This window comes from Micromonospora sp. 15K316 (assembly GCF_004348525.1).
Lineage (GTDB): Bacteria > Actinomycetota > Actinomycetes > Mycobacteriales > Micromonosporaceae > Micromonospora.
The window spans coordinates 1-4,561 of the sequence record NZ_SMKG01000333.1; the positions used below are offsets into that span (position 1 = coordinate 1).

At 76.7% G+C, this 4,561-nt stretch carries 3 protein-coding genes and 1 pseudogene; all 4 read left to right on the plus strand.

The features are described 5' to 3' along the window. Positions 1 to 509, plus strand: a pseudogene (locus E1211_RS32825) (hypothetical protein); the annotation flags it as partial. Between the two features lie 50 nt (positions 510 to 559). After that, positions 560 to 2,440 (plus strand): bifunctional adenosylcobinamide kinase/adenosylcobinamide-phosphate guanylyltransferase, encoded by a 1,881-nt coding sequence (locus E1211_RS30870; protein WP_132353569.1) that lies wholly within the window; start codon positions 560 to 562, stop codon positions 2,438 to 2,440. Continuing rightward, a complete protein-coding gene (gene cobS, locus E1211_RS30875) occupies positions 2,430 to 3,203 on the plus strand; it encodes an adenosylcobinamide-GDP ribazoletransferase (protein ID WP_132353571.1) in 774 nt (257 codons plus the stop codon). Before E1211_RS30870 ends, cobS begins: the two co-directional genes overlap by 11 nt. 66 nt (positions 3,204 to 3,269) lie before the next feature. After that, positions 3,270 to 4,559 (plus strand): DUF2314 domain-containing protein, encoded by a 1,290-nt coding sequence (locus E1211_RS30880; RefSeq protein ID WP_132353573.1) that lies wholly within the window; start codon positions 3,270 to 3,272, stop codon positions 4,557 to 4,559. Positions 4,560 to 4,561 lie beyond the last annotated feature (2 nt).

A 4,561-nucleotide genomic window follows, 5' to 3' on the forward strand; every position in this document is an offset into this window, starting at 1 on the left:
GCCCGACCACGACCCCGGGCGCCACCCGGTCCGCGAACCCCACGCCCACCGGCAGCGGCTCGACCACGCGGACCGCCGCGCCCGGCGGGAACCCGACCGTCGCGCCGACCGGCGGCACCGACGGCCGCCCGCCGTCGCCGGCCCCGACGAGCCGCAAGCCAGAGAAGCCCAACCCGTACACGGCGAACCAGGCCTGCGGCCCCGGCTACCAGGTGATCGACTCGGCGACGTTGACCGGCGGGGACGGCCGGCGCAGGGGCCGCGTCTACCTGCTCTACAACGCGGGCAACGGCAACAACTGCGTCGTCACCCTCAAGGACACCGCCGTCGGCACGAGGACTGCGGCCGCCGCGTACCTCGAGGTGAAGGGGCGGTCCCGTCAGACCGACAGCGGCTCGTTCGAGTACTACGCCGGGCCGGTACGGGCCGCCGCCCCCGGAAAGTGCGTCAAGTGGGGTGGGTCGACCGGGGGCGTCAGCTACGCGAGCCCCTTCGAACACTGCGACTGAGCGCCCGGGCCGGGCGGCAACCACCCCACCGACGGCCTTAAGGTACGGGCATGTCGGTTGACGGGTGGAACACGGTCCTGGTGCTCGGCGGCATCCGGTCCGGCAAGTCCGAGTTCGCCGAGTCCCTGGTCGGTGACGCGCCGGTGGTCCGATACGTGGCCACCGCGCCCGAGGGGGACCCGCAGGACACCGAGTGGGCCGGCCGCCTCGCGGCGCACCGCGCCCGCCGGCCGGGCAGCTGGACCACCGAGGAGACCGCGAGCGACCCGCGTCGGCTCGCCGAGGTGCTCGCCGCCGCGGAGCCGAACGAGACGCTGCTGGTCGACGACCTCGGCGGGTGGGTGGCGGTGCTGCTGGATCCGGCGCACCAGCCCGCGGACGACACCGGGACGATCGCCGAGCTGGCCGAGGCGATCCGGCACTGCACCGCGCGAGTGGTGCTGGTCAGCCCCGAGGTCGGGCTCTCCCTGGTACCGACCACTCCGGTCGGCCGGGCCTTCACCGACGCGCTGGGCACGACCAACCGGGCCGCCGCCGACGCCTGCGACGCGGTCGTGCTGGTGATCGCCGGGCAGGCCACCTGGCTCAAGGGCGCGACGCCGGTCCCCGCCGGGGCCGTGCCGGGCGCCGGAGCCCCGCAGGCCGCCGGGCAGGTGGCCGCCGCGGCGAACGGGACGGCGGCCGTGGCGCCGGTACCCGACCTCGTCGACCTCCCGGACGTGGCGAACCCCACACCTCCCCCACCGATGCCGCCCACCGAGAGCGGCACGGGCTGGACCACGCCGACCATGGCGCTGCCGATGGTCTCCACCGGACTCGTCATCCAGCCCGGCATGGAACTGCCCATGCCCGACGAGTACGCCGGCCCGCAGGCGATCGAGCGGCTCGCCACCCTGGACGTGCCCGGCGCCGGGCTGGGGGTGCTGACGCAACTCGTCGGCTTCGCCGCCGCCACCCAGGGCACCCCGACCCCGGCCGCCTGGACCTCCGTACGTGTGCTGCTGATCAACGGCGACCACGCCGGCGGGGCGGCGGCCGGCAACCGGCCCGGCGAGTCGGCGCGCCGCGCCGGGCAGGCCCGTGCCGGCCGGGGCGCGCTGGCCCGGTTGGCCGCCGAGGCCGGCGCCGGTCTCCAGGTGGTGGACGCCCCGACCGCCGCGGCGATGGAGGACGAGCCGGCGCTCACCGGCGAGCAGGTCGAGTCCGCCCTGCGCTACGGCTGGCAGCTGGCCGAGGCGGCCGCCGAGGCGGGCGTACAGCTGCTGGTGCTGGCCGCGTCCGGGGCCGGCACCGAGGCGGCCGCCGCGGCCGTGCTCGCGGCCACCGCCGGCGCGGAGCCGGCCGCCGTGCTCGGCCGGGTGGTCACCGACGCCGGTGAGATCGACGACGCGGCCTGGATGCGACGCTGCGCGGCGGTACGCGACGCGATGCACCGCAGCCGTCTCTCGTCCCGGGCGGCCAAGGACGTGCTCGCCGAGCTCGGCGGCGGCGACGTGGCGATCGCCACCGGCGTGCTGCTCGGCGCGACGGCGCGCCGCATCCCGGTGATGCTCGACGGTCCGGTCGGGCTGGCCGCCGGCCTGGTCAGCCGGGATCTGGCCGGGCAGGCCCGGCACTGGTGCCTGCTCGCCGACCACGGCGGCGACCCGGCGGTGAAGCTCGCCGCCGACGTGCTGGGGATCACTCCGCTGCTCGACCTGCGGCTGGGTCTCGGCGAGGGCGCCAACGCCCTGGTCGCGCTGCCGATGCTGCGCTCCGTGCTGGCGCTCGCCGCCGCGCTGCCCACGCACCCGGCGTTGGCCGCCGGGGACGAGCCGGACGACGAGGCCGAGGAGGAGCCCGAGTTCGCCGAGCCGGAGCCGGCCGGGCCGGGCCCGACCAGCACCGAGCCGGACGAGGAGCGGGTCGACCCGTCGGGCCGTGCCGGCTGACGGGCGGTTCGTCGCCGGGGCGCGGCTGGCGCTCACCACGTTCACCACGCTGCCGGTGCGCGCCGGCCGGATCGACCGGGCCGTGGCGGGCGCCGCGATGTCGCTCGCGCCGGCCGTGGGGGCGCTGCTCGGCGTGCTGCTCGCCGGCGTCCTGCTGCTGCTGGCCGCGGTCACCGCGCCGCTCGTGGCCGCCGGGGTGACGGTCGGCGTCGCCGCGCTGCTCACCCGGGGCCTGCACCTGGACGGGCTGGCCGACACCGTCGACGCGCTCGGCTCGTACCGGCGGGGCGCGGCAGCCCTGGAGATCATGAAGAAGCCGGACGTCGGCCCGTTCGGGGTGGTCGCCCTGGTGGTCGTACTCCTGGTGCAGGCGGCGGCGCTCGCCGAACTGGCCGGGCGGTCGTGGCCGGCGTGCCTCGCGGCCGTGGTCGCCGCGACGGCGGCCGGCCGGTTCGGTGTCACGCTGGCCTGCCGGCGCGGCGTACCGGCCGCCCGTCCGGAGGGCCTCGGCGCGCTGGTCGCCGGCACCGTCGGTCCGCCGGCCGTGGCGCTCGGCGCGGTCGCCGTCGCCCTGGTGGCCGCCGCCGCGGTGCCGGGCCGCCCGTGGCAGGGGCCGCTCGCCGTCGGGGTCGCCCTCGCCGTCGCGGTGGCGCTGCTGGCCCACGTGGTACGCCGCCTCGGCGGCGTCACCGGCGACGTGCTCGGAGCGACCGTCGAGGTGGTCACCACGCTGGTCTACCTCGGACTGGTGCTGTCCGGCTGAACCGGACTCGCCGTGCCGGGTAGCGTTCGGCTCGACAAGCACCGGCGCCGCCAACGGGGGACGAGAATGCTCATCACCGACGACTTCCTGCCCGTACCGGTCCCGGAGTCGCTCAGCGCGACCTACCTGGTGCCCGTACAGGGGATGCCGAGGGTCGGCACCAAGAGCGCGGTGGCGGCGCTCGCCGGCCGGATCGCCGAACCGGTGTACGGGCTGGCGAAGCAGATGCTGGACAGCCCGCTGATGAGCGTGGAGACCCGGCCGATCGGCGAGTTCCCCGAGTTGCCGCCGGACCTGCTCACCGCGTTCGGCGCCAGCGAGGCGCAGCTGGACCGGCTCGCCGCGGCCTCACACCTCGTGGTGGTGCAGGCCGAGTACCGGCCCGGCTGGCCGCCGGCCCACGAGTGGGCGGCCCGGGCGGTGGCGGCGGCGGTGGCCGACTCGGTCGGCGGCGACGTGGTGGACGTCTTCGGGTTGCAGTTCCTGGACCCGGCGACGGCGCTGCGGTCGCTGCCCGACGAGACGGGCCGGATCCGCCTGGTCGACTGGGTGCTGGTGCCCTACTCCTCTGACGACGAGGGGCTCTGGTTCACCACGAAGGGGCTGCGCCGGTTCGGCCTGCTGGAGTTGCAGACCCAGGGCGTGCCGGACCACCTGACCCGGGCGTGGGGTGCGGTGATGACCGGCGCGGCGCGGCGGCTGCTGCGCGACTGGACCGACGGGCTCTCCGGCGAGGAGGTGCCGGCGTTCGTGCAGCTGCCGGTGCTCGCCACGGTGACCGGGCACGACATCGCGGTGGCGTACGGCAATGCGGAGGAGCACGGCGCGACCGCCCCGGTGCTGCTCCGGATCGAACTGGACCCGGCGACCGACCCGGACGCGGACTCGTTCCTCAGCCTGCGCCCGCCCCCGGGGCACTCGGGCCCCGACGGCCGCTACTTCGCGGCGGCCTGCGCCACGCTCTTCGCCGGCATCCAGCCGGACGTGCGTTACGCCCGGCCCGGGGACGCCATGAGCAAGGCGATCGCCACCGCCCGGGCGGGGCTGGTCGACGTGCGTGCCCGCTTCGTGGCCGGGCAGCTGCCACGCGAGTCGCAGCTGGTGGTCAAGTACGGCCTGTCCGGTGAGGACGGTCCCGAGTTCGTCTGGGCGGGCGTCACGACGTGGGAGGCCCCGGAGCGGATCGTCGGGGTGAGCGCGAGCGACGCCACCTCCGACCCGACGGTCCGGATCGGCTCGCCGGTCGTGGTGGAGGCCTCGGACGTGGTCGACTGGGCGGTGCTGGACGGCACCGGCGTCGTCGAGGGCGGCTGGACCCAGGCCGTCCTGGACGCCGGCGAACGGCCCACCCCCTGACC

Excerpts from the sequence above, each read along its gene's own strand:
- E1211_RS30870 (WP_132353569.1), top strand. The coding sequence starts at position 560 with ATGTCGGTTGACGGGTGGAACACGGTCCTGGTGCTCGGCGGCATCCGG.
- E1211_RS30880 (WP_132353573.1), top strand. The coding sequence starts at position 3,270 with ATGCTCATCACCGACGACTTCCTGCCCGTACCGGTCCCGGAGTCGCTC.